Below are 24,479 nucleotides of genomic sequence, written 5' to 3'. Positions count from 1 at the left end.
GAGCCGGCCCGACGTGCGGACGGAAAAGTAGATCCGCGATGGTCCCCATCCTCGCGGTAGCCACTGAATCACTCCCTACTGAGAGCGGGTGGCATGCGGAAGCCGTTCATCCTCGCCATGGATTCAGGGCGAGCGGTCGGGCTTCAGTCAGGCACGAATGATAGCGCCGGAGAGGGCGTCGCGTATGACGGTAGGCCGCTGTTGGCCGCCCACGGGCGCGTCCAGCACCCCTTCCAGGGCCTGGCCGAAATAGCCCACGGCCACGTCCGCACTGCGTGCCGGGGGCTCGCCGTGGGGGTTGGCACTGGTGGAAACGAGGGCCGCGCCGTAGGCCCGGCATAGGGCAGCGGCGGGCGGGTGGGCGGTGACACGCAAGGCGATGCCGGCGTGGGCGCCAGCCACCCAATCGGGCACCAGCGGGGAGCGCGGGAAGATCCAGGTGTTGGGACCAGGCCAGCTCTCGCGCACCTGGGCCAGCACTTCGACCGGCACGGCGGCGAGGTCGATGTAAGGCTCGACCTGCGCGAAGTCTGCGCCAATCAGCAACACGCCCTGCGTAGGCGGCCGCTGCTTGAGCGCGAACAGGCGCTCGAAGGCCTCACGGTTATGAGGGTTGCAGCCCAGCCCGTAGACCGCTTCGGTCGGATACGCCAGCACGCCGCCGTCGCGCATCAGCGCGGCGGCGGCGTCGATGTCGGCCAGGGTGAAGCGTGCCGTCACTCAGGCGTCCGCCTTTTTCTTGGCGGCAGGCTTCTTGGTCGCGGTCTTGGTGGTCGCCTTTTTCGCGGCCGTCTTTTTCGCAGCGGTCTTCTTGGTCGCTGCCTTCTTGGCGGTGGTCTTCTTGGCGGCTGTCTTGGTGGCGGACTTGGCAGCCGCCTTCTTGGCCGCCGGCTTCTTCTCGGCGGCGGCCTTCTTCGCCGCCGCCTTCTTGAACGCGCCGCGGCCCTTCTTTGCCGGAGCAGCGGCGAGTAGTTCCACGCACTGCGCTTCGGTCAGGTCCTTGGGTTCCTGATCCTTCGGGATGCGCGCGTTCTTCTCGCCGTCGGTGATGTACGGGCCGAAGCGGCCGTTGAGCACCTGAATGCCGTTGCCGAAATCCTTGATGATGCGGTTGGCGAGCATCTCCAGCTTTTCCTGCACGATCTGCAGGGCGCGCGGCAGCTCGATGGTGTACGGGTCGTCCTCGGCCTTGAGCGAGGCATAGGTGCTGCCCTGCTTCACGAACGGACCGAAGCGGCCCACGCCCACCGACACCTCGTCACCGTTCTCCGCCTGGCCGAGCTTGCGCGGCAGCTTGAACAGCTCCAGCGCGTCTTCCAGTGTGATGGTGTGCATGCTCGTGCCGGGACGCAGTGAGGCGAACTGCAGCTTCTCGTCCGTGTCCTTGTCGCCGATTTGCGCGTACGGCCCGTAGCGGCCCAGGCGCACCGACACCGGCTTGCCGGATTTCGGATCGGTGCCCAGCTCGCGCGCGCCGGTGGCTTCGCTGCGGTCGACCGTTTCGGTCTTCTCGTCCACCTGCTGCTTGAACGGCTGCCAGAAGCGCTCCATCAGCGGCACCCACTGTTCTTCGCCACGGCTCACGGCATCCAGCTCGTCCTCGAGCTTGGCGGTGAAGTCGTAGTCGACGTAGCGGGTGAAATGCGCGGTGAGGAACTTGCTGACGGCGCGACCCACGTCCGTCGGCTTGAAGCGACGGCTGTCGAGGAACACGTATTCGCGGTTGAGCAGCACCTGGATGATGCTGGCGTAGGTCGACGGACGGCCGATGCCGTGCTCTTCCAGCGCCTTCACCAGGCTCGCTTCGGAATAGCGCGGCGGCGGCTCGGTGAAGTGCTGGTCGGCCAGGACGTCCTGCAGCGCCACGCGCTCGCCCACGTCGAGCTTGGGCAGGCGACGGCCTTCGTCCTCGTCCTCGGCGGTCTTCTGGTCGCGGCCTTCCTCGTACACGGCAAGGAAGCCCGGGTCGACCACGGTGGTGCCGGTGGAGCGGAACGCGGCGTCGCCACCCTTCACGTGCGGCACATTGAAATCCACCGACACGGTGTTCATGGTCGCGTGGATCATCTGGCAGGCGACGGTGCGCTTCCAGATCAGCTCGTAAAGCTTGCGCTGCTCATCGTTGAGGAACGCAGCGACCTCGCGCGGCGTGCGCATGGCCGAGGTCGGGCGAATGGCTTCATGCGCTTCCTGCGCATTCTTGGCCTTGGACTTGTAGGTCTGCGCGTGATCCGGCAGCGCCTTGTTGCCGTAGTCGCGCGCGATCAGCTGGCGCAGCTCGCCCACGGCGTCCTCGGACAAGGCCACCGAGTCGGTACGCATGTAGGTGATCAGGCCGACGTTGCCTTCGGTGCCGATCGACACGCCCTCGTACAGGCCCTGCGCGACCTTCATGGTGCGGCTGGTGGAGAAACCGAGCTTGCGCGCGGCCTCCTGCTGCAGCGTGGAGGTGGTGAACGGCGGTGCCGGACGGCGCTTGCGCTCCTTGCTGCTGACGTCGCTGACGGTCAGGTGGCCGCGGGCGGCCTCCTTCAGCGCGTGGCGTGCGGCCAGGGCATCGTGTTCGTTGGTGAGGTCGAACTGCTCGAACTTCTTGCCGTGGAGCTTGGTGAGGCGCGCCGAGAAGTCGCCTTCCGGATGGTGCAGCGAGGCCTCGATAGTCCAGTACTCGCGGGCAACGAAGGCTTCGATCTCTTCCTCGCGCTCCACGATCATGCGCAGCGCGGGCGACTGCACGCGGCCGGCGGACAGGCCACGCTGCACCTTGCGCCACAGCACCGGCGACAGGTTGAAGCCCACCAGGTAATCCAGCGCGCGGCGCGCCTGCTGGGCGTCCACCAGGTCGTGCGAAAGCTGGCGCGGCGCCGCCACGGCGGCCTTGATCGCCTTGGGCGTGATCTCGGAGAACACCACGCGATGGAGCTGCTTGCCCTTGGTCAGGCCGCGCTCCTTGAGAATCTCGCTGATGTGCCAGGAGATCGCCTCACCCTCGCGATCCAAGTCGGTCGCGAGATAGATGTCGTCGGCCACCTTGGCCGCCTTGGCGATGGCGTCGACGTGCTTTTCGTTGCGGTCGATCACCTCGTAGGCCATGGCGAAGCCGTTGTCGGGGTCCACGGCCCCTTCCTTCGGCTTCAGGTCACGCACGTGCCCATAGGAGGCCAGGACCTGGAAGTCCTTGCCGAGGTATTTGTTGATCGTCTTCGCCTTGGCCGGCGACTCGACGATGAGCAGGTTCTTTGCCATGAAACTCGCTATCCGCCATCTACGGCCGACCTGTCTGGGCCGGCTTCCTATATTTAGTTAAAGGCATGGCGACCTGACGCCGTCAAGCTGAACCATGTGAAAGCGCGCCGCAGGTCGACTTTCGTCAGCCCGGCAGGCGCTGGTAGCGGTTGCCGGGCAACGATTCGACCCTGCCCTCCAGTTCCAGCAACAGCAGCGCAGACGACAGCCCTGCGACAGCTTGGCCGGTAAAGGCCGCCAGATCCTCAAGCGCGACCAGCCCGTGACCGAGCGCATCGAGCAACGCCTGGAGCGATGGATCGACCTCGGACGCCGTCTCTACATGGGGCGAGACAGCCGCCCCATCAAGCCGGACAGCCAACTCACGACCCAGTGCGACAGCAGCGGGAGCAAGCACTTCCACGATTTCAGCAGCCGTTTCGACCAGCCGCGCGCCATCGCGAATAAGCCGATGGCAACCGTGAGCGAGCGGATTATGAATGGAACCGGGCAGGGCGAACACCTCACGACCCTGTTCCGCCGCCAACCGGGCCGTAATCAGTGACCCAGACTGCAAACCCGCCTCGACCACCAGGGTGCCCAGCGACAGGCCGGCGATGAGGCGATTGCGGCGGGGAAAGTGATCGCTGCGGGCCGGCGTGCCCGGCGGGAACTCGCTGACCAGCACGCCCTCGGCCGCCAGCCGCCGGGCCAGCGCGTGATGTCTGGCCGGATAGACCCGGTCCGGACCCGTGCCCACCACGGCCACGGTAGGCAGGCCGGCGTCGAGTGCGGCGACATGCGCGGCACCGTCGACGCCATCGGCCATGCCGCTGGTGATGGTGAAGCCGGCCAGGCCCAGCGCCTGCGCAAAGGCCCGGGCATGCGCCCGCCCGCTCAGGGTCGCCCCGCGCGCGCCCACGATGGCCAGCTGCGGGTGCAACAGCAGGCTGGCGTCGCCCGTCACGAACAGGGCCGCCGGCGGCTGGGCAATGGCCTCCAGCAGGGGCGGGAAGTCCTCGTCGGTGCAAAGCATCAGGCGCCGGCCGGGTGGCTCGAGCCAGGTGAGGTCGTCGTCGAGCCGACGCTCGTCGGGTCGCTCGAGCCAGCGGCGCGTGTCGTCGGGCAGGGAGGACAGGCGTTGCCTGAGCGCGTCGAGCACAGCGTCGACCCGGCCGCCGCAGGCGTCCAGTTGCTCGCGCAGCGCCGCGGGGCCAAGGCGGGGCGTGCGCAGCAGGGTCAGCCAGGTACGGAGGTGTGCGGTTTCATCCATGGCCGCCCAGCGTAGAGGCGGCACAAAAAGAAACGGCGCGGTGATGACCGCGCCGTTCTGTCGTCCTGTACCGCTCGGATGCTTATTCCGGCAGTTCGAGCTTGTCGTGACGGTGCACCGGGCGCAGGCCGTCCATGATCAGGCCGTAGCTCACGCGGTCGAAGGTGCGGAACACCATCACGTGGCCGACGAACTCCTGCGGCAGCGTCACCTTCTTGCCGGTGCCGCGGTCCCAGCTGTCGCTGGCCACGTCGTCCGGAATGGTTTCGCCCGGCTGGTAGATCGAATAGGTCTGGCCGTTGTCCACGCCATCCTGCGAACCGATGTTGAGCGCCACCACCTGGTGCGGGCCCACCGCGTCGTAGGCGTCGGCGAAGGCGATGACGCGCGCATTGCCCGGCAACGACTTGGGCGCATGCGGGTAGTAGTAGGCGTCGTACGGCTTGTCGTCGATCGGCAGCAGGCGGTCGCCCTTGTTGATCTCCATGGTGGAGTCCAGCAGGAGCAGGGTGGTCGGGTCGCCGGTGCGCAGCACTTCGGCGGTGCCGATCACCATGACCTCGGTACCGATGTCCTCACCCTTGCCGTAGTGGCCATCGGCGCGGAAGTCTTCCTTCCACGGCGTGCGCACGAGCGACACGTTGCTGTCGAGCGGATGTGCCACCAGGTCCGAACCGCTGTCGCGACCCTTCTTGCTGTCGAAGTCGCGGAAGGTCTGGGTGGGGCGCACGATGGCAAAACGCTGGCCCGGCTCCGCCGACAGGTTGCGTGCGTAGACGTTCCGGCCGACCGTGCCGCGCAGGTCCGCTTCCTCGAAGCCGACCACATAGGGCAGCGACTTCACTTCGGAAGAATTGAGGACGCGCATTTCCTTCAGGAACGTGCGCACCTGGTCCAGCGGGATGGCTGGAACGGCATCGCCTTCGGCACGCACACGCGGCTGCAAGCCCAGGCGCGGACCGTTGGCAAACGAAAGATTCAGCACGTCACCCGGGTAAATGAGGTGCGGATTCTGCACCTGCGGGTTCGCCTGCCAGATCTCCGGCCACAGCCACGGCTTGGAAAGGAAGCGTGCGGAAATCGCCCAGAGCGTGTCGCCCTTTTTCACCGTATAGGTATCGGGGTGATCGGCACGCAATTGCGCGCCCGCAGCGTAAACGGCCACCGTGACCAGCATGCCGGCCAGCAGCCCAATGGACTTTCTGATCATAAACGGGAATCCCCCATCCCCCCGACGCTCGGGCGAGTGTAACCGAACAACTTGTTCACGCAACCGTGACCAGTTGGCAAAACGGCATGCCAGACGGGGGCTTGGAAGCGTACAATAAGGGCCATTCTAAGATGCGCCCGGGCTTGGTTTTTACCGATTCGCCCGCACTTTTGGCGCTGAGGTGAGCCATGTCTGTCCTGACCATTCTCGAATTTCCCGACCCCCGCCTGCGTACCAAGGCCGAACCCGTGCGTGTGTTCGACGCCGAACTCAAGCAGTTCGTAGCCGACATGTTCGAGACCATGTATGACGCCAATGGTGTCGGCCTGGCCGCCACCCAGGTCAACGTGCACCAGCAGGTGCTGGTGGCCGACATGAGCGACGAGCGCAACCAGCCCATCGTGCTGATCAACGCCCAGATCCTCGAGAAGGACGGCGCGCAGGTATACCAGGAGGGCTGCCTGTCCTTCCCCGGCATCTACGCCGACGTCACCCGTGCCCTCAAGGTGAAGGTAAAAGCCAACGACGTGGACGGCAGCGAGGTCGTGCGCGAGTTCGAGGGCCCGTTGGCCGTGTGCATCCAGCACGAGATGGATCACCTCGCCGGCAAGGTGTTCGTGGATTACCTCTCGCCGCTGAAGCGCTCCATGCTGCTCAAGCGCATGGAAAAGCAGCGCAAGCAGGCGGCCAGCGCTTGAAACTCCGCGTCGTCTTCGCGGGTACCCCCGAGTTTTCCGTCCCCTGCCTTGAAGCCTGCCGCGCCAGCGGCGCCGAGGTAGTGGCTGTCTATACCCAGCCGGACCGCCCCGCCGGGCGCGGCCGCAAGCTGACGCCCAGCCCGGTGAAAGAGGCAGCCATCGCGACCGGCATCCCGGTCGAGCAGCCCGAGTCGCTCAAGTCCGAGGAAGCCCGCGCCACGCTGGCGGCCTACGCGCCCGACCTGATGGTGGTGGTGGCCTACGGCCTGATCCTTCCCCGCAAGGTATTGGCCATTCCGCGGCTGGGTTGCTGGAACGTGCACGCCAGCCTGCTGCCGCGCTGGCGCGGCGCGGCGCCCATCCAGCGCGCCATCCTGGCCGGCGATGCCGAGAGCGGTGTCGACCTGATGCAGATGGAAGCCGGGCTGGATACTGGCCCCGTCCTGCTGGAACGCCGCACACCGATCGGCGCCGACGACACCGGCGGCTCGCTCCACGACCGCCTCGCCGCGCTGGGCGCCGACGTGCTGGCCGAAGGCCTGGCACGGGTGATGGCAGGCGAAACCCTCGCCCCCCATCCGCAGCCCGACGAGGGCGTGACCTACGCGCACAAGCTGGACAAGGCCGAGGCGCGACTCGATTTCAGCCGTCCCGCCATCGAACTGGAACGCCAGGTGCGTGCCTTCGATCCCTGGCCCGTGGCCGAGGGCGAGATCAGCGGGGAGACGCTGCGCATCTGGGCGGCGCGTGCTATCGAAGGCCACGGCGAACCGGGCACGGTGCTCGGCATGAGCCGCGACGGCATCGACCTCGCTTGCGGTGAAGGCGCGTTGCGCGTGACCGCGCTGCAGCGGGCGGGCGGCAAGCGGATCACGGCGGCGGATTACCTCAACGCCATGAAGACGCGCGGGGCTTAAGCTTCGTCATTCCGGCGCAGGCCGGAATCCAGTAGCGACATCGCCGGGTTTTCGCCTCGCGCCCAAGGCAAAGGGGAGGTCCTGCGAGAACCGGATGTTGTCGCTACTGGATTCCGGCCTGCGCCGGAATGACGAGCAAAAATTGGCGGCGTTTACCTTCGCTTTTCATCCCTCCCAGCTAAGTTCACTCCATGACCGACACCCGCGCCCTCGCCGCCCAAGCCCTTGCCGACGTCGCCCTGCGCGGAGCCTCACTGCGCGATGCCATGGAGCGCCACGCCCCCAAGCTTGCCGACAGTCGCGACCGTTCCTTGCTGATGGCCCTGCTCAGCGACGGCGCCCGCTGGTGGCTGCGCTTCGACCCGGTGCTGGATCGCCTGCTCGAAAAGCCGCTGCGCCAGAAGGAGCCCGTCGTCCACGCCTTGCTGGTGCTCGGCCTGGTGCAGCTGGAAATCCTGCAGTTGCCGGAGTACGCGGCGGTCGCCGCGACCGTGCAGGCCACGCGCGCCATGCAGCGTCCGCGCATGGCGGGGCTGGTCAATGCCGTCCTTCGCCGCTGGCTGCGTGAACGCGAGACGCTGCTGGCCGCACTCGACGCCAAACCGCAGACGCGCCACGCGCACCCGGTGTGGCTGGCCAAGGCCCTGGCCCGCGACTGGCCCGAACAGGCCGACGCTGTGATGGTGACCAACAACACCGAACCGCCGTTGATGTTGCGCGTGAACCAGCGCCGTACGACGCGCGAATCCCTGCTCGATCGCCTGCGTTCGGATGGCTATACGGCTGAATTGCACGCCTGGCTGGCGGACGGCATCGTGCTGCCGCACAGCACCGATGTCACCCGCCTGCCCGGCTTTGCCGCGGGCGAATTTGCCGTACAGGATGGCGCCGCACAGATCGCCGCGGACCTGGCCGACGTTCGCGACGGGCAACGCGTGCTCGATGCCTGCGCCGCCCCGGGCGGCAAAGCCTGCCATCTGCTCGAGCGCGCGGACATCGCGCTTACCGCCCTTGAGTTCGATGCGAAGCGCACGCCGCGCATCACCCAGAATCTTCAGCGCCTCGGGCTCGAGGCAGACATCGTCGTCGGCGACGCCGGCCAGCCGAAGGACTGGTGGGACGGCAAACCATTCGACCGCATCCTGATCGACGCCCCTTGTTCGGCCACCGGCGTGCTGCGGCGCCGGCCCGACGTGCGCCTGCACCGTCGCGAAAGCGACATGGCCGCGCTTGCCGCGCAGCAGCGGCGCATCCTGGCAGCCTTGTGGCCGTTGCTCGCCCCGGGCGGACGCCTGGTCTACATCACCTGCTCCATGCTGCGCGCCGAGAATGACGCCGTCGTCAGCGAGTGGCTGACAACGGTGGCAGACGCCCGCGTCGTCGACTTCACGCTGCCGGTGGGGCAATCCGCCACCGTGGGCTGGCAGGTGCTGCCCGGCGATGGCGATCTGGACGGCATGTACTATGCCGTCATCGAAAAGGCCTGAACCTGCCGGCCGGCGACACGCCCAAGCGTGCCGCGCACGGGCCCGAGCCTTCGGGCTGCTTGGTCAGTGATGCGGCCCTGCCGCTCCCCCGGAATCCACGTATGCCTGTTTTCCCTGAAGCCACACCCCTGGAACGCCGCCGCTTCTGGCTGTTGCTGCTGATCGCGTTCATCGTGATTGGCGCCGGCATGGGCCTGCGTGATCCCTGGCCGTCCGACGAACCACGCTTCGCGCTCGCGGCCAAGCAGATGGTGGAGAGTGGCGACTGGCTGTTCCCGCATCGCGGCAGCGAACTGTACTCGGACAAGCCACCGATGTTGTTCTGGCTGGAGGCCGCCAGTTATACCGTGCTGCGCAGCTGGCGCATCGCCTTCCTGCTGCCGTCATTGCTGGCCGCGCTGGGCTCGTTGCTGCTGGTGTATGACCTGGGCCGCCGCCTGTGGAATCGCCAGGTTGGCCTCTACGCCGCGTCGGCGCTGCTCATCACCTTCCAGTTCGTCTACCAGACCAAGCGCGCACAGATCGATCCGCTGGTGATGTTCTACATCACCGCGGCTAACTGGGGCCTGCTGGTCCACATGCTGAAGGGACCGAACTGGCGCGCGTTCTGGTTCGGCTGTTTCTGTGCGGGACTTGGCGTGATCACCAAGGGCGTAGGCGTGCTCGCGCTGCTGCTGTTCCTGCCGTATCTGGTCGCCGTGTTCGGCCAGTGGCATGGCGTATCGCGCATGGGCGACGGTGCCTGGTGGCGCTGGTCACTGGGCCTGGTGGCGCTGCTGTTCGCCATGGCGTTGTGGCTGGTACCGATGCTGCTGGGCGCAAAGGCGCATGCGGGCGACCCCGCCTATGCCGCGTACGTCAACGACATCCTGTTCCACCAGACGGCCGGTCGTTACGGCAAGTCGTGGGACCACCACCATCCGGTCTTCTACTACGTCCCCATCGTGCTATTCACCTGGCTGCCGCTCTCACTGACGTACCCGGGCACGCTGCCGCGCTGGTGGCAGGCGCTGAAGACAAAGGATGCACGCATCCTGCTGCCGCTGGGCTGGATCGTGCTGCTGCTGGTGTTTTTCTCCATCCCCAAGGGCAAGCGCGATGTGTACATCATGCCCGCGCTGCCGATGCTGGCATTGATTACCGCGCCTTATCTCGGCGAACTGCTGCAGAAGCGCTGGCTGCGCATCGCCGGGCTCGCCTTCATTGTCATCATGGGTGCGGCGATGCTGGGCGTCGGCGCCGCCGCCCTTGTCGCGCATCCGAAGTTCGCCAGCGAATTCGCCACCGCACGCGGCTTCGAGGATGGCGGCCGCTCGCTATGGTGGATGGCCCTCTCCATCGGCGTCATCATGCTGGCGCTCATCGTCATCTTGCGCGTGCGCCATGCGGTTGCCGCGGTGGCCTGCAGCATGGCCGCGATGTGGCTGATATGGAGCCTGTGGGCCTACCCCATCCTCAACGACTCCAGTTCCGCGGCAGGCTTGATGCAGGAAGTACGCGAACACCTGCCCCCCGGCGACCAGCTCGGTATGGTGGCGTGGAAAGAACAGAACCTGCTGATGCTCGATCGGCCCGCGACCGATTTCGGCTTCACCAAACCGTGGCACGACCAGTACGCCGCCGCGGTGAAGTGGCAGGCGGAAGACCCCTCGCATCGCTGGCTCTTCGCGCTGGACGGCGTGATGGCCGACTGCGTGGACCGCAGCAAGGCCATCAGCCTGGGCCACGCCAACCGCCGCGAATGGTGGATGTTCCGGGCCGACGCGGTGGTGCAAGGGTGTTTGCCGGGTGAGGATGTGGATCGCGTGCCGGCGGCGACGTTGGAGGAGTAAGGGGTGGCGCTCTCGGCTGTCGTCCCGAAGAGGGTCGATGCCAGTGCGAGTATCGAGTGGTTGAGTACTCGCCTTATCGCTTCATTCTTTAGCCGTCATCCCTGCGCCCCACAGGGACTAGCTTCGCGTCGAAAGTAACCCAAAGAAAGGGCCCCCGATGGCGCGCCTTCCGGGGACCCGGGAGATGAAAAGCCAAAAGCAAGAGCCAGAGCCGTCAGCGCAGCATCCCAAAGAGGCGAGCCCCTTGTGGGAGCGCACCCTGTGCGCGACAGCGGCGTCTGGTGATCACCGCTCCGTTAGGTTGTCGCGCACAGGGTGCGCTCCCACAGAAAAGCGGGGCGACCGTGCGGGTCCATCAGGGCCAAAGCGAAGCGAGGCGCCGCTTTAAGTCCTCATCGCCAGGGCGCGTTGCGAAACGCTTGGAAGTACCCGCTGTGTAAAGGCGAAGGTCGCCAAGCAACAACGTGCCTCACGCGTTCGGGCTTATCCCCACGAAATGCTGCCAGCTCTTCAGGCCATTTTCTTTGGGTTACTTTTCTTTTGGGCCAGCAAAAGAAAAGTGACTCGGCCTTCGGCAGAAGGTCGAAACGCCCGCTGCGTAAGCGGCCCGATCGCGGGAAGGCACGAGGCGACACCGACCACGACAGAAACTGGATCCCGGCCTGCGCCGGGATGACGGGTAGGAAGGCGAGGCTAGACCGCCGAGATCGTCCCCTCAGCACCGCCCCGCAACCTCCCCCCCTACCGCAACCCCAACAACCGCTCGTACGCCTCTTCCGTCCGCCCCACAAACAACGGCAACCCAAACTCCCGCTCCGCGTGCTCCCGCGCCGCCACACCCATCGCCGGCAACGCCCCGCGCTGTTCGACCAAACGCTGGACCGCAACGGCTAACGCGCCTGGGTCACGCACAGGCACGAGCCATCCATCCTTGCCTTCGTGGATGTTCTCGGGAAGCCCCGCATAATTCGTCAGCAGCACCGGCTTGCCCATCGCCATCATCTCGCGGCACGCAAACGAAATCGTCTCCACGTCGTACGAGAGCACGAAGCCCGCATCAAGCGAGGCCACCATACTCCGCGCATCCGCCAGCACACCGGGAAAGACCACCTGTCCGGCCAGGCCGAGTTGCGCCACGCGCTCCAGCTCGTCCGCTTTCGGCGGCACGCCGGCAATCAGCACGCGCACGCGGCTGCGCACATCGGCAGGAAGCAGGGGCAACGCTTCCATCAGGTCCATCCAGCCCTTGTAGCTCGCGGTGCCGGCGTTGCTGCCGAGCAGGAACAAGCGCTCGTCGCCACCGTTCCAGCTGATGCGCTCGGCCTTGGCTGCATCCTCGGACCACGGCGCCCAGCGCTCGATATCCACGCCGTTGTAGACCGTTTCCAGGCGGCAACGCCGATAGGCGGTATGCATCAACTCACGCCGCGTGTACTCGCACACGGCGATCACCAGATCCGTGCGTCGCGCGCGCAGTGCGTTGCCGATGCCACGGACAGGCTTGGAGTTGTGCTTGGTCCATACCAGCGCCGGTCGCTTCGCCGGCATCGCCGACAACACCAGGCGATGATCGGCCGAGCCGTTGACGTGCACGATGTCGAAGCCCTGCTTGTGCAGGTAGGCCGCGAGCTGGGCACGCGCACGGCGGCGCGCCTTCCACTTGTTCAGGCCATTGGGAAACGGCTGGTCCAGCACGAACACGCCGGGCAGGGCGCGTGCCTCGCGGTTGAGGCGGCTGCCCGGTGGGGCCGCCACGTGCACTTCATGGCGCGATGCCAGCGCCGCGGCCAACTCGCGGATGTAGGTGGTATGGCCACCGCCGTCACCGCCGTGGAAATTCGTGTAGAGCAGCTTCATGCGTGGGGCGCGCCGTCTTCGAGCAGGTCGACATGCTGGCTGACGCCGCGCTCACACCAGGTGATGCCCTGGGTGCGCGTCGCGTGGAACAGGCGGTTGTTCGGCAGGCTCATGTCGTCCACGTCCGGCGGGGAGCGCGAGTTGTGCCACAGGTGGGCGGCGAGCGCGGCCCATTTGAGCGCGCGCCGCTTCAGGCCGGCGTTCTCCAGCCGTGCCGCCAGTTCGCGATCCTCGGCGCCATAACCTTCCATGCGCTCGTCGAAACCGTTCACGCGCAGCAGGTCGTCGCGCCAGAAACTCATGTTGCAGCTCATCACCCGGCCACCGCTGCGCGAGCGGGCCTTCCAGCGCGCCAGCGGCGGTGCACGGAATGCGTAGAGGCGTCGCGTGCCGTCGAATTCGTCGAAGTTGGCCTCAGCCCACGGCGCGTAGACGGGCGCCTTGCCGTCCAGCAAGCGCTGCGATTCCTCCGGCGTCGCCTTGATGCGGCCGCCTTGCAGGAAGTAACCACGCTCGGCCAGCATCAGGTGATCGGCGATGAAATGCGGCTCCACCAGCATGTCGCCATCGAGCAGGATCACGTAGTCGCCGCGGCTCGCCGCGATGCCGCGGTTGCGCGCGCGGGCGGCGCGAAAGCCCTGGTCTTCGTGCCACAGATGGCGCAGCGGCACGGGAAAGTCCGCCGCAAGGCGCGCGATCACCGCGGCCGTCTCCGGGCCGGAACCATCGTCAGCGACCAACACTTCGTCAGGCAGGCAGGTCTGCGCGGCAATGCTGAGCAGTACCTTTTCCAGAGCCTCAGGCCAGTTGTAGGTGAGGACGATCAGCGAGACTTTCATGCGGCGTTCGCGCCACCCCTGCCAGGCCGGTATGCCAGCGACATGCCTAGCGCCAGCGGCAGCCAGGTGATCAGCCAGGCGGGCCGCGGGCTGTCGATCAGGTGGGGCAGGTCAAATTGCACCAGCACCGTGCCGAACGTCCAAAGGCCCAGCACGATCGCGCCCAGCGGCTCCCGCCGGCAGCGCCAGCCAAGCCAGCCCAGGGCCAGCCAGATGCCCGCCCACAGCACGAGACCGGGAAGGCCAAGCTCGATCGCCAGCTGACTGTACATGTTGTGCGCATGGGTCATCACTTCGCCGCCGGCTTTCAGCTGGAAAGGTGTCCCTTCACCAAGGCCCAGCCACGGATGCGTCAGGAACAGGTGCATCGCCTGGGTGAAGATCTCCGGCCGCAGCGACAAGCCGCGCGCCATCAGGAACTGGGCACCGGCCACCGCGCTGGCGATGCCAATCACCACCACCATCCCCGCATACAACCAGGCGCGTCGCCCGCCACGGCTGAGCACCATCAGCACCAGCGCGACGAACAGCGCGGCCAGCGCGCTGCGCGTGAGCGTCATCACCACGAAGAAGCCCAGTATCGAGATCGCGGCCCACTTGGCGATGCACCCGCGGGTGTTCCCAAAACGCCATGGCCACAACCACAGCAGCGCCGCGCCCATGGCGCCGGCAGCCAGGTTGGCGTTGGCCATGACGCCGAACCCGGCGAGTCGCGCATCCGGCTGCGGGTACATCAGGCTCATCGCAATCGCCGCCACCGCGACCACCGCCATGACGAGACCACACCCCACCAGCAGTCGCCGGATGAGCGCCTCATCCCGGCTGAACACCTGCTGCCAACCGAACAGGAACAGCACGATGCTGACGCTGTGGCCGGCCTCGTCCAACGGTCGCACGGCATGCCCCCAGAGCAGCGTCAACACGCTCCAGCCCATCAGCAGGAGAACCCAGGGCACCAGCGGCCTGCGCCAGAAATCCAGTGCACGCGAAGGCCGCATGACCAGCAGCAGCAACGCGGGCAGGTACAGGGTCAGGCCCAGCACGCGCTGGTAGAGCTTGCCCGGGTTGAACGACACCCCCGCCGGCATCACCGCCATGCCGAGGATCAGCCAGACCACGCCCACCACCACCAGGCGGCGGAGCCAGCGCGTCACCGCACCATCCCCGACCAGCGATGCGGCTGGCGGCAGTGTTTCCTGACGAACGTCGCTCATCCCGCCCTCACCGACTGCTCACGCAGGTCCGCCGGCGGCTGGGTGAAGTCGGCCAAGTGCGCATCCAGGCCATGTTCGGTACGGATCGTTTGAGCGTCGCGAGCGGCATACAGCAGTTGGTTGTTGGGCAGGTCCGGATCGGCCGGGTCGGGCGGCGCCACGCTGCGGTGTTCCAGGTGCAGGGCCAGGGCGGCGAACTTGATCTGGCTGCGGCGCAGGCCGGCGTTCTGCAGGCGCAGGTCGATCTCCAGATCTTCGCTGCCGTAGCCATGCATGCGCTCGTCGTAACCGTTGACCTTCAGCAGGTCGGCGCGCCAGAAACTCACGTTGCAGCCCATCGGGTGGCCGCTGGCGCGCGACTTCAGCCGGGCCAGCCAGGGCAGGCGCAAGGTGTGGTGGCGGCGGCCGAAGTGGTAGGTGCTGCGATCCTTGTCGTCGCGGAAGTACGCATCGGTAAACCAGCTGAAACGCGGCTGGCCGCCGCCGATCAGGCGTGCCGTCTCCGCCACCGTGGTGCGGATGCGCGTGCCCTGCAGGAACAGGCCGGGGGCGGCAAGACTCAGGTGGTCCGCCACGAAGTGGCGGTGCAGCACCATGTCGCCATCGACCTGGATGACGTAGTCGCCACGGGCGGCGGCGATGCCGCGATTGAGGATGCGCGCCTTGCGGAACCCCTCGTCGGCCTGCCAGACGTGCCGCAGCGGCACCGGGAAGCTGCGGGCAATCGCGCGCAGCAGTTCGGCCGTGTCCTGCCGCGAACCGTCGTCCACCACGATGACCTCGTCAGGCAGGCGGCTCTGCGCGGCCACGCTGCGCAGGACCAGCGCAAGGGCCTCTTTCCAGTTATAGGTGGAGACCAGCAGTGAGACGGTGGTCGGGGAAGGATGGGACATGACGCTCGGTTCTACGGTGGGTTGGCACGGGGCCGGCGATAGTGCTCGCGAGCCCCGCTGTCCGGACGACGCCTGCGCCAGGGAGGCCGGCCTGCGCCTCTCAGGCTGGCATTCTGTCCTCGAAGGCGCTGACGAGTACAGGGTGGCGGTCGTACTGGTGCACGATGGGGACCGCCCGCCCGTCCTCGTTGAGCAGCATGCCATCGTTGGACAAGACGAACTGCGACGCATCCAGGCATCCCAGGGTGGCGATCAGTGATTGCAGCGGCTGGCACAGCACGGTGGTACCGAGTTCGCCGCAATACAGCAGCTTATTGTGGAACGCCTGGTCGTAAATCCGCGTCTTCATTTTGCTGAACGGAAGCCGCATGGCTTCCTGCAATATCTGGCGGACATAGGCCTGCATCGACGCCATGTCACCCAGCGTCACGCCCGAGCAACACACCTGCCGATCGCCAATGCGCTGCAGCATGGCTTCGCCATAGGCGTCGAGCATCCAGTCGCGGTCGAACGGTTCGGTGGCGATGGTCAGGGCTGGGCTTTCCATGCCCAGGTAGAGCCCCTGCTCCACGCCCAGGAAGGGATCGTCCTGGAACACCACATCGCGCACGTCGCTGACCAGCACGTGCGTGTAGCCGGGATGCGACGCCAGGTAATCCTGGTAATGGAAATAGCGCGCGACATGCGGTGCGCCCTGGAAGCGCAGCATGCGACGCTTGAGACCGGGAAACCGCTCGGCGGGCATTAGCTCGAAGAACCGCTTGTAGCACGACCGTATGAACTTGACGTGTTCGCGTATGCCGCGGATCGGCACGAGCTCCACGTCGAGCGACGGCGCGCGCTCCTGCACGAAGGCGCGCATGACGTCCATCTGGCCGCGATACACGAACAGCACCAGCCTGCCGCGGAAACCCACGCGTGCAAGGCTTTGCACGAAAAGCCTGATCTTGTCGGGCGTGTATCCCGCCGCCGCCCCCAGGATCAGATTGGCCCGCTCACCCATGACACTCCTGCCCGCTCCGTCACTGGCGATCGCCGCTCGGATACTGGTCAACGACACCTGCCCCGCCGTAAACGCCGGAGCAGCCAAAACGGACGACGCGTCCGAAACGGTGTGGCCACGCGATGACTTTGCCGGCCCATTCGCCGTAAAGCCAGCACACGGCCCGCACGCCTACCCCGCCCCCGAGGCCGCGGCATCTTAGCCGATCCGGGTTGCGGCAACGGGAACGCCGCCCCAACCACGGCGATGGCCCGGCTGTCGGCCATCACAGCGAACCCTCGGCGGTGTTGCCCTAGAATGCCGCGCATGAGCCTGCTTCCCATCACCCTCGTGGTCATCACCCACAACGAGGCCGACAACATCGCGCGCTGCCTCGACAGCGTGCCGTTCGCGGCCGAAAAGCTCGTGGTCGACAGCGGCAGCACCGACGACACGGTCGCCGTTGCCCGTGCGCACGGCGCCCGCGTGGTGCACCAGGACTGGCTGGGTTTCGGCCCCCAGCGCAATGCCGCCGCCACCCACTGCTCGCACGACTGGATTCTGGCCCTGGACGCTGACGAAAGCCTGAGCCCTGAACTGGCCCGGGAGCTGGAGCAGGGCTTGCCCGCGCTTATGGCCAGCGAGGTACCGGCGGCCATCCTGCGCCGGCGGACCATCTTCATGGGGCGCGCCATGCGCTGGTACCGGCCGTCCGTGGGCGAAAAGATGGCTCGCCTGTACCACCGCGGCCGGGCGCGCTGGTCAGACGCGCGCGTGCATGAATCGCTGCGCTTCGAAGGCTCGGTGCCCACCCTGCGCGCGCCCTTCAACCACGTGAACAACCCGACGCTGGTGCACAAGCAGCTGAAGGTGCTGCGCTATTCCGAACTGAAATGCCTGGACTGGCTGGACAAGGGCAAGTCGGTACGCATGTGGCAGGCGCCGTTCGTGTACTGGCTGAGCTTCGTCAAGGACTACGTCTTTCGCCTGGGCGCACTGGACGGATGGCGCGGCTTCATCGTCGCGCACACGGCGGCGAGCTACGCCTTGTACAAGCGCATGCGCTACTACGAGATGCGCCACCATCCCGAATCGGTCCGGCTTGCGGAAGCCGCCCTTCTTCGCCACGGCATTGAACGCTGATCGATGAGCAAGCAGCCCGATTCCAAACAGCACTATCTCCTTTACGGCTCCGAACGTTATGCGCTGGCCATCCTTCGGCCCGTGCAAGACGCCATCCGCGCACGCGGCGACGAGGCGGCGTGGTTCTTCGACGGCCCGGGCGCCGAGGATCTGGTGGACGGCGAACGCCTGCTCAGCGTGGAGGAAATCCGCGCGTGGAAGCCGCGCGCCGTCATCACCTCCAGCAACGCGGTGCCGCACTTCTTTCCCGGCGTGAAGGTGGAAACCTTCCACGGCTTCGATGCGGGCAAGCCGCGCCACATCTATATCCGCGGTTTCTTCGACCTGTACTGCACCACCGGCCCGCGCGACACCGCGCAGTTCAAGGCCATTGCCGAGCGCGTGGGGCATTTTGCCGTGATGGAGACGGGCTTCCCCAAGCTTGACCCCTTCATGAAGGAAATCAGCGGGCCGCTGCCGCCGGTGCGCCAGCCGCCCGTCATCCTTTACCACTCCACCTTCTCCCCGTCGTGGAGCGCCGCCGAAGCGCTGTACGAGGAAGTGAAGCGCCTGTCGCGCGACGGCCGCTGGCGCTGGATCGTCACCTTCCATCCAAAGATGAATCCCGAGACGGTGGCCAAGTACAAGGCGCTGCAGAACGAGCACCTGACGTTCGCCGAGAACGACAACATCCTCGAGCTGTTCCCGCAAGTGGACCTGATGTGTTCGGACACCTCGTCCGCGCTCAACGAGTTCCTGCTCACCGGCAAGCCGGTGGTGACGTTCAAGAACCGCCGGCCCGGCCCGCAGCTGATCGATATCGACGACCCGGCCCAGTTCGAGCCGGCGATCGAGCGCGCACTGGCGCGGCCGCCCGAGCTGATGCAGGCCATCCGCGAGTACGGTGACGCCATCCACCCCTATCGGGACGGCCATTCGAGTGAGCGCATCCTGCAGGCCATCGACGGCTTCATAGCCGCCGGCGGACGCAATCGTCGTCGTAAGCCGTGGAATCTGTGGCGAAAACTGAAGATCCGCCGCCGCATTGGTTACTGGGGGCCCGCCGGGTACTGAGCATGCCCGGGCCGGCCTTGGGCCGGGTCAGCATGGAGCAAGGGCGGGTCGGGATAGAATTGTTTCATTCCCAAAAAGAAGACTGCCCGTGGCATCCAGCAGCTACAGCCGCACCGAACACCTGCGCTCCCTCTGGCCTTGGTTGCCGCTGTGGGCGCTGGTCGCCCTGCTGGCGATCTTTTCGCACGGGCCGATGCCGCTGTACTCCACGCGCACCCTCGCGGTGGCGTGGGAGATGTTCAACCACCACTACTGGCTGGTGCCGCACATCAACGGCACGCCTTACAGCGAGAAGGTGCCGCTGCTGTTCTGGCTGATCCATGCCGGCTGGTTCGTGTTCGGCGTGAACGACGTATGGCCCCGCGTGCTCGAGGTGATCTTCGGCGGCACCCAGCTGGTGCTGGTGTCGGTGCTGGCCCAGCGGCTGTTCCCCAGCCGCCCGTGGGTGGCCAAGGGCGCGCCGTGGATCCTGCTGTCGCTGGGTTACGCGTTCCTGTTCGGCCTGCAGATCATGTACGAGGTGCTGCTGGCCGTATGGGTGCTGGCCGCGCTGCTGTGCCTGACGCCCAAGCCGCAGCGCGCCGAGCCACGCTGGGTGCTGTTTGGCCTGTGCGTGGGCGCCGGCCTGCTCACCAAGGGCCCGGTGATGTTCCTGCACGTGGCCTTTCCGTTCCTGCTCGGCCCCCTGTGGAACGACTGGGCGCGCGACAACCGCGCGCGCTGGTATGGCCGCGGCGTGCTCGCGCTGTTGCTGGGCGGCGCCATGCTGCTGGCCTGGGCGCTGCCGGCCGGCTACAGCGGCGGCGAGGCCTATCGCCAGCGCCTGTTCTTCACGCAGACCGCCGGGCGCGTGGTGAATGCGTTCGACCACGCGCGCCCGTTCTGGTGGTACGTACCGGTGATCCCGGCGCTGCTGTTCCCCTTCAGCGGCTGGCCGCGCGCATGGGCCGCGCTGATCACGCTGCGCCGCCCGCTCGATGCCGGCCTGCGTTTTGCGCTGTGCTGGCTGATTCCGGTGATGGTGGTGTTCTCCTTCATCAGCGGCAAGCAGCTGTATTACCCGCTGCCGGAATACGCCGGCGCCGCCTTGCTGCTCGCCGGCGCCATCGCCGTGTTGCGCGACCAGCGCCCGGCGCTCGCCGACAACCCCTGGCTGGGCACGTGGCCGCTGGGCGTGGGCGGCATCCTGTTCGGCGTTTTCCTGTTCGTGCTGCCCGTGCTGGTATCGCACAACGAGCTGCATGGCGAGTGGTTCGACACCACCCAGCGCTACAGCCGCTTCTTCAGCGTGGTGTTCGTGTTGCTCGGCGCGCTGCTGCTGTTGCGCGGCCGTGGCGAGATGCGCCGGCTGGCGTTCGCCGGCCTGGTGGGCACGCTGGCGCTCAATACGCTGTTCACGCTGACCATGTGGCAGAACTTCGACCTGCGCCCGTCGGCGCAGATGCTGGGCGCGGCCGACGCGGAGAACCGTGCCATCGGCATGCTGGGCAACTACGAAGGGCAGTTCCACTTCGCCGGCCGCCTGACCCATTCGATCGAACGCCTGTACGAGGGCGAGTCGCTGCAGCAGTTCGCGCAGGCGCATCCGGACGGCCTGATCGTGGAGCATCCTGAAAAGCTGACCAACGACTCGCTGCGCTATGCGCTGCTGGTGCAGCCGTTCCGCTCGACCTGGGTGGTGATCTGGCCGGCGAAATCGCTGGCTGAGCTGCGTGCGGGCCGCGTGCCTCCAGAGCCGCCGCACCCGACCCGGGTCTACCAGGTCGACGAGTGGCGCTTCCGCGCCCTGCAATGAACGACACGCTGATCGCCAACCTGCGCGCGCAGTGCGGTGGACCGCGGGACGGCGCGCTGCTGCGCTTCTCGCTGGGCAACGCACTCCTTAATGCGGGCGATGCCGCCGCGGCGATTCCCGAATTCCGCAGGGCCGTCGCATTTGACGCCGGCTATTCCGCTGCATGGAAGCTGCTGGGCAAGGCCTGCCTGGCCGTCGAGGACAAGCCGGGCGCGGCCGACGCCTGGCGTCAGGGCATTGCCGCCGCGCAAGCGCGTGGCGACAAGCAGGCCGAGAAGGAAATGACGGTGTTCCTGCGGCGGATCGAGAAACCGTAAGCCTCAAACGTGCCGTCATTCCGGCGCACCCCGAAAAAGGGGGCAAAGGCCGGAGGCGCTTCACAACAGCCGAAGGCTGGTCATCCAGTTACCGGATTGGTCGGTTTTCGCGAAAGCGGTCGTCAAACCCGTCGCGAAAGCCACACCTTGCCGCCACTGGATTCCGGCCTGCGCCGCAATGACGGCGTTGTTGCGACTCAACGAATCAATCGTACGGGCTACGCCACGTATCGGCCGAATACCGCTTGTAGTGCCACTGGTATTGAGTAAAGGCCAGCTCCACGCAGCGCTCCACGCCCTGGTTGAGCGCACGGCAGGCGACGGACAGGTCGGTATCGGCCAACCCTTCCGGCGCGGGCATCAGATGGATGCGGAATCCCTCGCCCCGGGGCAGTCGCTCGGCAAATGCGAACAGTACGGTCGCCCCGGTGCGGGCCGCCAGGCGCGGCAACAACACCATGGTCAACGCGTTCTGCCCAAAGAACGGGGCGACTTCGCCCTCGCCCGCGCGTGGCTTCTGGTCCGGCAGGATGCCCACCGTGCCGCCGGCCGCCAGCCGCTTGTACAGCGTGCGCACGCCGGCGCCTTCGGCACGCACCTGCTCCGGCGCCAGCGCGCCGCGCACCTTGCGCAGCAGGCCCTCGATCGCGGCGATGCGCGGCGGGCGGTACAGGATGGCCATGGGCGTCTTGCGGCATAGCCAGTAGTTGAGCAGCTCCCAGCAGCCCAGGTGCGGCGCAGCGATGATCACGCCCTTGCCGGAGGCCAGCGCGGCATCGAACAGCGCCTCGCCGCGCACCTCGCGCACCATGTCCAGCGCACGCTCGGCGTCGTTGCCCCAGATCTTGGCGATCTCGGTGGCGGAGCGGCCGCTGTCTTCCATGACCTGGCGGAGCAGGGCAGCGTGTGCGTGCTCGTCCAGCGATGGCCGCACGAGTTTCAGGTTGACCGCCGTGGTGTGCGCCGTGCCGGTGCGTAGCGCCAGCGACAGGCGGCCGATGCCGGCACCGATGGCGTGCAGCGCGCGCAGCGGCAGCAGGCCGAGCAGGCGCAGGAGGAGGTACAGGAGAGTGATGTCGAATCGCATGGGCGACGCAGTGTACCTGCCGCCGGGCCGGGTTCACGGGTCAACGACAGGCCGCCTGTTGTCGTTCTGGTGCCCAAGGCTATCGCCCCCGGCTGGCCCAGGCCCTACTCTTTCGCCCCCCCTTCTGCCGTTACCCAGTCGATGATCGCCCTGATCCAGCGCGTCCAATCCGCCCGTGTCGATGTCGAAAACACCACCGTGGGGGCCATCGGCCCCGGTCTGCTGGCCCTGGTTGCCGTGCAGCCGGGCGATGACGAGCCGCGCACCCGGCGCATGCTGGAACGGCTGCTGGGCTACCGCGTGTTTTCGGACGAGCAGGGCCGCATGAACCGGTCCCTGGCCGACACCGGGGGCGAGCTGCTGCTGGTCAGCCAGTTCACCCTGGCCGCCGACACCCGCTCGGGCATGCGCCCCAGCTTTACCAGCGCGGCGACACCGGAAGAGGGGCGCCGCTGGTTCGACCGGCTGGTCGAACTGGCCCGCGCCGCGCACCCCAGGGTGGAAATCGGGCGTTTCGGCGCCCATATGGAAGTGCACCTGGTCAACGACGGCCCGGTCACCTTCTGGCTGGAGACCCCATGATCGCCATCACCCTCGGCGCATCGGGAGCACTTCGACAAAATCACTGGAAAATGCCGATTTGGCGCGATTTTTGCGTGTCGGCATTTCGTTTTTTCTTCCTTGAAAACTGGTCAAAAAAGCATCACATCGGTATACTGATCGGTTCCTGCATACGCGGCGGTAGGTATGAATAGCAAAGCTCCTGAGCAACAGTCTGAAATCAAGGCGCTCATCTCCAAGGGTCTGGAGCAGGGCTACCTGACTTACGCCGAGATCAACGACCACCTGCCCGACGACATCGTCGATCCGGAGCAGATCGAAGACATCATGGCGGTGCTCAAGGGCGTCGGCATCGAGGTGCATGACGCCGCGCCGGACTCCGACCCCCTGTCGGACAACGCTCCGGGCGCCTCCACCGACGATGAGGCCGCCGCCGAAGAGGCCGTGGCGCTGCTGTCGGCCGTCGACTCCGAAGTGGGCCGCACCACCGACCCCGTCCGCATGTACATGCGTGAGATGGGTACGGTCGAGCTGCTGACCCGCGAGGGCGAAATCGCCATCGCCAAGCGCATCGAGGAAGGCCTGGGCCAGGTGCAGACCGCGCTCGCCTCCTTCCCGCTGACCATCGAGCTGCTGCTCGAGGAATACGACCAGCACCTGGACGGCAAGCGCCGCCTGAGCGAAATCCTGGCCGGCTTCGCCGATCTGGAAGAAGCCGCCGACGCCGCCCAGGCTGCCGCGGCCGACGCCGAGGTCGAAGACTCCGACGCCGAATCCGACGAGGACGAAGGCGAAGAAGGCTCGGGCGAAGAGGAAGAAACCGGCCCGACCGGTCCGGATCCGGAAGAGGTCAAGCGCCGCATGGAACTGCTGCGCGACTACTACGGCAAGTTCCAGAAGGCGGCCCCCAAGGCCACCGACATCAACGACAAGAAGGTCACCAAGCTGCGCGACCAGATGGCTGAGGAGTTCCTCAAGCTCAAGCTGCCGTCCGCGCTGATCGACAGCTTCGTGCGCAAGCTGCGCGAAGTGGTGAACGACATCCGTCACCACGAGCGCGTGCTGATGGACATCTTCGTCAAGCACGTGAAGATGCCCAAGGCCGAGTTCCTCAAAACGTTCCCGAGCAACGAGGGCAACCTCGAGTGGGCGAACGAGCTGGGCCGCAAGCGCCAGAAGTGGTCGCCGAACATCAAGCCGCACAAGGAAGCGATCGACGCCGAGCAGGAAAAGCTCGCCTCCATCGAGCGCAAGCTGTTCCTGCCGCTGACCGACATCAAGGAAATCAACCGCACCATGTCGATCGGCGAGGCCAAGGCCCGCCGCGCGAAGAAGGAAATGGTCGAGGCCAACCTGCGCCTGGTCATCTCCATCGCCAAGAAGTACACCAACCGCGGCCTGCAGTTCCTCGACCTCATCCAGGAAGGCAACATCGGCCTGATGAAGGCCGTGGACAAGTTCGAATACCGCCGCGGCTACAAGTTCTCCACGTACGCCACGTGGTGGATCCGCCAGGCCATCACCCGCTCGATCGCCGACCAGGCACGCACCATTCGTATCCCGGTGCACATGATCGAAACGATCAACAAGTTGAACCGCATTTCCCGCCAGATGCTGCAGCAGTTCGGCCGCGAGCCGACGCCGGAGGAGCTGGCCAAGGAAATGGACATGCCCGAGGACAAGATCCGCAAGGTGCTGAAGATCGCGAAGGAACCGATCTCGATGGAAACCCCCATCGGCGACGACGAAGATTCGCATCTGGGCGACTTCATCGAGGATTCCAACGCGGCTTCGCCGATCGAGTCCGCCACGGAAACGGGCCTGATGGAAACCGTGCGTGACGTGCTCGCCGGCCTCACCCCGCGTGAAGCGAAGGTGCTGCGCATGCGCTTCGGCATCGACATGAACACCGACCACACGCTGGAAGAAGTCGGCAAGCAGTTCGACGTGACGCGCGAGCGCATCCGTCAGATCGAGGCCAAGGCGTTGCGTAAGCTGCGTCACCCGAGCCGCTCGGAGCAGCTGCGCTCGTTCCTCGATATCGACTAAGCACTACGACGCTAGTGCAAGTGACAGGAAGCCCCGCGAAAGCGGGG

At 66.5% G+C, this 24,479-nt stretch carries 21 protein-coding genes; 11 read left to right on the top strand and 10 right to left on the bottom strand.

Features of this window, described 5'->3' with window-relative positions; all coding sequences use genetic code 11:
* Nucleotides 1-147: 147 nt before the first annotated feature.
* From HY57_RS03875 to HY57_RS03860, 4 genes are all read right to left on the bottom strand, one after another.
* Nucleotides 148-720, bottom strand: a complete 573-nt coding sequence (locus tag HY57_RS03875) for an L-threonylcarbamoyladenylate synthase (protein ID WP_019463845.1) — start codon at nt 718-720, stop codon at nt 148-150.
* Nucleotides 721-3,246 carry a DNA topoisomerase I gene (locus HY57_RS03870; protein ID WP_019463844.1) on the bottom strand — a complete coding sequence of 842 codons (2,526 nt, stop codon included), beginning with the start codon at nt 3,244-3,246 and terminating at the stop codon, nt 721-723.
* Nucleotides 3,247-3,370: 124 nt separating this feature from the next.
* A complete protein-coding gene (gene dprA, locus HY57_RS03865) occupies nt 3,371-4,498 on the bottom strand; it encodes a DNA-processing protein DprA (RefSeq protein WP_019463843.1) in 1,128 nt (375 codons plus the stop codon).
* Between the two features lie 82 nt (nt 4,499-4,580).
* Entirely contained in the window at nt 4,581-5,708 is a 1,128-nt protein-coding gene (locus HY57_RS03860; RefSeq protein WP_019463842.1) for a LysM peptidoglycan-binding domain-containing protein, read from the bottom strand.
* A 188-nt stretch (nt 5,709-5,896) separates the two neighbouring features.
* Between HY57_RS03860 and def the strand changes: the two genes are divergently transcribed.
* From def to HY57_RS03840, 4 genes are all read left to right on the top strand, one after another.
* On the top strand, nt 5,897-6,406 hold the full coding sequence (def, locus tag HY57_RS03855) for a peptide deformylase (protein WP_019463841.1): 510 nt from the start codon (nt 5,897-5,899) through the stop codon (nt 6,404-6,406).
* Entirely contained in the window at nt 6,403-7,323 is a 921-nt protein-coding gene (gene fmt, locus HY57_RS03850) for a methionyl-tRNA formyltransferase (RefSeq protein WP_019463840.1), read from the top strand. The genes def and fmt overlap by 4 nt, the downstream gene beginning before the upstream one ends.
* A gap of 191 nt (nt 7,324-7,514) precedes the next feature.
* Nucleotides 7,515-8,810 carry a 16S rRNA (cytosine(967)-C(5))-methyltransferase RsmB gene (gene rsmB, locus HY57_RS03845; RefSeq protein WP_019463839.1) on the top strand — a complete coding sequence of 432 codons (1,296 nt, stop codon included), beginning with the start codon at nt 7,515-7,517 and terminating at the stop codon, nt 8,808-8,810.
* 101 nt (nt 8,811-8,911) lie between these two features.
* Nucleotides 8,912-10,642 carry an ArnT family glycosyltransferase gene (locus tag HY57_RS03840; RefSeq protein ID WP_019463838.1) on the top strand — a complete coding sequence of 577 codons (1,731 nt, stop codon included), beginning with the start codon at nt 8,912-8,914 and terminating at the stop codon, nt 10,640-10,642.
* 741 nt (nt 10,643-11,383) lie between these two features.
* Here the strand turns inward: HY57_RS03840 and HY57_RS03835 are convergent.
* From HY57_RS03835 to HY57_RS03815, 5 genes are all read right to left on the bottom strand, one after another.
* Nucleotides 11,384-12,499 (bottom strand): glycosyltransferase family 4 protein, encoded by a 1,116-nt coding sequence (locus HY57_RS03835; RefSeq protein ID WP_019465027.1) that lies wholly within the window; start codon nt 12,497-12,499, stop codon nt 11,384-11,386.
* Entirely contained in the window at nt 12,496-13,338 is an 843-nt protein-coding gene (locus HY57_RS03830; RefSeq protein WP_019465026.1) for a glycosyltransferase family 2 protein, read from the bottom strand. Before HY57_RS03830 ends, HY57_RS03835 begins: the two co-directional genes overlap by 4 nt.
* Entirely contained in the window at nt 13,335-14,552 is a 1,218-nt protein-coding gene (locus HY57_RS03825) for an O-antigen ligase family protein (protein ID WP_019465025.1), read from the bottom strand. The genes HY57_RS03830 and HY57_RS03825 overlap by 4 nt, the downstream gene beginning before the upstream one ends.
* Nucleotides 14,549-15,445 carry a glycosyltransferase family 2 protein gene (locus tag HY57_RS03820; RefSeq protein ID WP_019465024.1) on the bottom strand — a complete coding sequence of 299 codons (897 nt, stop codon included), beginning with the start codon at nt 15,443-15,445 and terminating at the stop codon, nt 14,549-14,551. Before HY57_RS03820 ends, HY57_RS03825 begins: the two co-directional genes overlap by 4 nt.
* Nucleotides 15,446-15,545: 100 nt before the next feature.
* Nucleotides 15,546-16,448 (bottom strand): hypothetical protein, encoded by a 903-nt coding sequence (locus tag HY57_RS03815; RefSeq protein WP_019465023.1) that lies wholly within the window; start codon nt 16,446-16,448, stop codon nt 15,546-15,548.
* A gap of 306 nt (nt 16,449-16,754) precedes the next feature.
* Between HY57_RS03815 and HY57_RS03810 the strand changes: the two genes are divergently transcribed.
* The 4 genes from HY57_RS03810 to HY57_RS03795 all read left to right on the top strand — a co-directional run bounded on the left by HY57_RS03810 (nt 16,755) and on the right by HY57_RS03795 (nt 20,735).
* The gene (locus HY57_RS03810; protein ID WP_026033880.1) at nt 16,755-17,570 is read left to right on the top strand and encodes a glycosyltransferase family 2 protein; all 816 of its coding nucleotides are present in this window, start codon (nt 16,755-16,757) and stop codon (nt 17,568-17,570) included.
* A 3-nt stretch (nt 17,571-17,573) separates the two neighbouring features.
* Nucleotides 17,574-18,623: a CDP-glycerol glycerophosphotransferase family protein gene (locus HY57_RS03805; protein ID WP_019465021.1), complete on the top strand. Its 1,050-nt coding sequence runs from the start codon at nt 17,574-17,576 to the stop codon at nt 18,621-18,623.
* Between the two features lie 88 nt (nt 18,624-18,711).
* A complete protein-coding gene (locus HY57_RS03800; protein ID WP_019465020.1) occupies nt 18,712-20,418 on the top strand; it encodes an ArnT family glycosyltransferase in 1,707 nt (568 codons plus the stop codon).
* Nucleotides 20,415-20,735: a tetratricopeptide repeat protein gene (locus HY57_RS03795; RefSeq protein WP_019465019.1), complete on the top strand. Its 321-nt coding sequence runs from the start codon at nt 20,415-20,417 to the stop codon at nt 20,733-20,735. Before HY57_RS03800 ends, HY57_RS03795 begins: the two co-directional genes overlap by 4 nt.
* Before the next feature lie 205 nt (nt 20,736-20,940).
* On the opposite strand, the gene HY57_RS03790 is transcribed toward HY57_RS03795, so the two are convergent.
* Complete coding sequence (locus HY57_RS03790) at nt 20,941-21,822, bottom strand: lipid A biosynthesis acyltransferase (protein ID WP_019465018.1); 882 nt, start codon at nt 21,820-21,822, stop codon at nt 20,941-20,943.
* Nucleotides 21,823-21,963: 141 nt separating this feature from the next.
* On the opposite strand from HY57_RS03790, the gene dtd reads away from it, so the two are divergent.
* Genes dtd through rpoD form a run of 3 tightly spaced genes read left to right on the top strand, consistent with a single transcriptional unit; the run spans nt 21,964 to nt 24,432 of the window.
* Nucleotides 21,964-22,404: a D-aminoacyl-tRNA deacylase gene (gene dtd / locus HY57_RS03785; protein WP_019465017.1), complete on the top strand. Its 441-nt coding sequence runs from the start codon at nt 21,964-21,966 to the stop codon at nt 22,402-22,404.
* Nucleotides 22,401-22,577 carry a hypothetical protein gene (locus HY57_RS21805; protein WP_157786185.1) on the top strand — a complete coding sequence of 59 codons (177 nt, stop codon included), beginning with the start codon at nt 22,401-22,403 and terminating at the stop codon, nt 22,575-22,577. The genes dtd and HY57_RS21805 overlap by 4 nt, the downstream gene beginning before the upstream one ends.
* Nucleotides 22,570-24,432 carry an RNA polymerase sigma factor RpoD gene (gene rpoD / locus HY57_RS03780; protein ID WP_019465016.1) on the top strand — a complete coding sequence of 621 codons (1,863 nt, stop codon included), beginning with the start codon at nt 22,570-22,572 and terminating at the stop codon, nt 24,430-24,432. Before HY57_RS21805 ends, rpoD begins: the two co-directional genes overlap by 8 nt.
* Nucleotides 24,433-24,479 lie beyond the last annotated feature (47 nt).

The sequence above is a fragment of the Dyella japonica A8 genome (genome assembly GCF_000725385.1).
GTDB classification, from domain to species: Bacteria; Pseudomonadota; Gammaproteobacteria; order Xanthomonadales; family Rhodanobacteraceae; genus Dyella; species Dyella japonica_C.
The sequence above is the reverse complement of the archived record's forward strand: the minus strand, read 5'-3'. Positions and strand labels throughout refer to the sequence as shown.